General features: G+C 58.4%; 1 protein-coding gene and 1 pseudogene. Both read right to left on the bottom strand.

What is annotated here, in order from left to right; genetic code table 11:
* Nucleotides 1-411: pseudogene (locus AC3B8H_RS20550) on the bottom strand (hypothetical protein); the annotation flags it as partial.
* Between the two features lie 112 nt (nt 412-523).
* Nucleotides 524-1972, bottom strand: coding sequence for a diguanylate cyclase domain-containing protein (locus AC3B8H_RS20545; protein ID WP_488443377.1), 1449 nt, complete (start codon nt 1970-1972; stop codon nt 524-526).
* Between the last annotated feature and the right edge of the window lie 249 nt (nt 1973-2221).

The raw sequence follows: 2221 nt of genomic DNA, 5'->3' as shown, positions 1-2221 counted from the left end.
CCCCGAAACCAATAGCGCTCCCAGGTAAGCCGCCAACTCGGGATAGTCTTCATCCAATTGCCGGGCGCAGAACCCTTCGAGCACCGTGTAAGCCTTGCGCTCGTTTTTACCGGCCAACAGCCACAGCAGGTAAAGGTCTTGCGCTTGCGGCGGGCAATCGGCATGGGCGGCGTAGTTTTCCCAAAGCACACAAGCTTCCTTGAACATGGCTTTGGCCGCCATCACCTTGGCGCGCTGCAGATAACAATCGGCCAGACAGCGTTTGGTCTCGGCATCGCCCGATTGTTTCAACAATTCCTTGAACAGATCGCTCGCTTCCTTGTAGCGCCCGGCGGCATAGTGCGCCCTGGCTTTTTCCGGCAGGGTCGCTTCGGAAATCGCGGCGGAAATTTTCTGGATGATTTTTTTCATGGCGGCGCCGTCAATGGCCAGTACGTGAATACCGCATTATAAAGCAGCCCAAGCCCACTTGACCGTTCGAGTGAAACGCCGACTCCGGCGCGAACCCGCCAAACCGGCGGCGTCAGGCATTGGCGTCGCGCAGATTCGCTTGGTAGGTGCGCACCCGGTTCCTACCCTCGGCTTTGGCGTAATACATCGCCAAATCCGCGCAATCCACCAAGCGTTGCGCGTTGTCGGCGTGGTCCGGATAGATCGCCACCCCAATGCTGGCGGAGATTTCCAGCATCAATCCTTCGATTTCAAACGGCACGCTCAACTCGTGGCGAATTTTCTCGGCGATCTCCAACGCATTCCGTTCAGTCTTGATCGCCGGCAACAACACGACGAATTCATCGCCGCCAAGCCGGGCCGGCGAATCCGACTTGCGCAGGCAACGGTAGAGGCGCTCCGCCACCGCTTTCAGCAACTGATCGCCGACGCCGTGACCGTGTTGATCGTTGACCGGTTTAAATTGATCCAGATCGACAAACATCAAAGCCAATTTGCCGCGATCGCGTTCGGCGCTGGCGATGGCGTGTTGCACTCGATCGCGAAACAGCGAGCGATTCGGCAAACCGGTCAAACCGTCGTGATAGGCCAAATGCTGGTTTCTATCCTCGGCGATCTTGCGCTCGGTAATATCGTAAAACCAGATCAGCAAGGCCGGCTTACTCTGGTAGTCCACCGGAAAATACGACGCCAACGTCCATTTCACCCAGCCACTACCCCGTGGGCTATGCAATTCAACGAGCTGGTTGGTAACCTGTTCGCCGTTGCCCAAGCGCTCCAAAACCGCCGCGTACTCGTCGGGGTTGGCGTAATAACTGGCGGTAAACGCGCCGATGGCCCGCTCCAGGGTGGTATCGATCAACAAGGCATAACTATTGTTGGCAAAGATCACCCGACCGTTGGCGGCATCCTCGATGCACGTCGCGACCGGGCTGCTCTCCAGCATATGCCGGAACCGCAATTCGTTGTCGGTGGCCTGCATCCGCAAACGAAAGTTTTCCACCAATTGCCGGCGCGATTGCCTGGAACTGGCCACCAGAAAAATCATGAACAGCGTTTCCATCGCACTCATGCCGTGCGAAATCGCGTCCTGCTGCATTGCCAGAAACGCGATTTGCGGCACCAGTACCGTCAATAAAAATCCGACCAACGAAAAACTATCGACCGCCAAGGTGGTGGCGGCGCCGGCGCATAAGCCGCCCAACGCGAACGACACATAGATTTTGTGACTGATATCGCCGACCGGTGCCAGCAGCAGTCCACCGACGCCCCAAACAACTCCGGCGGCGATCGTGCCAAGCCGAAACCAGAACAACCAAGCTTCGACATCGGCCGGCCCGATACCGGCATCGGGCCGGCGCCGCCAAACCAACAGCATTAAGGTTCTGGCCAGCAACACGGCGGCCAACACCGCGAACCAATCGAATAATCGGGCACCCTGGATTTCCGGCGCCAGAACCGCCGCCAATAGACTGGCCAACAAACCGCTAATAGTCAGCGAAAACGGTAGATTCGAGAACAATATTCTCACCCGCTCGCGCCGCTCGGCGCCAGCGGCGGAACGTGAAAATCCGATAGACGCCGACGGACCGGCGCTTGGCGATTCCCCGCCCTTTCCCCCCCTTGGCTGACTGCGCTGATCCACGATGACAGCTCCCCTGAGTCTAATGCGGATACGAACGTGGTTATAAAAATGTCTCCCGGCGCCGCCGGACCGTTTGCCCGAACCGCGGCCGCGAGTTTGACTAACTCAATCCGCCGCGTCCGCCCG

The sequence above is a fragment of the Methylomonas sp. BG-2 genome (assembly GCF_057766305.1).
Note: the sequence above shows the minus strand (reverse complement) of the source record. Positions and strands in the feature narration are given on the sequence as shown.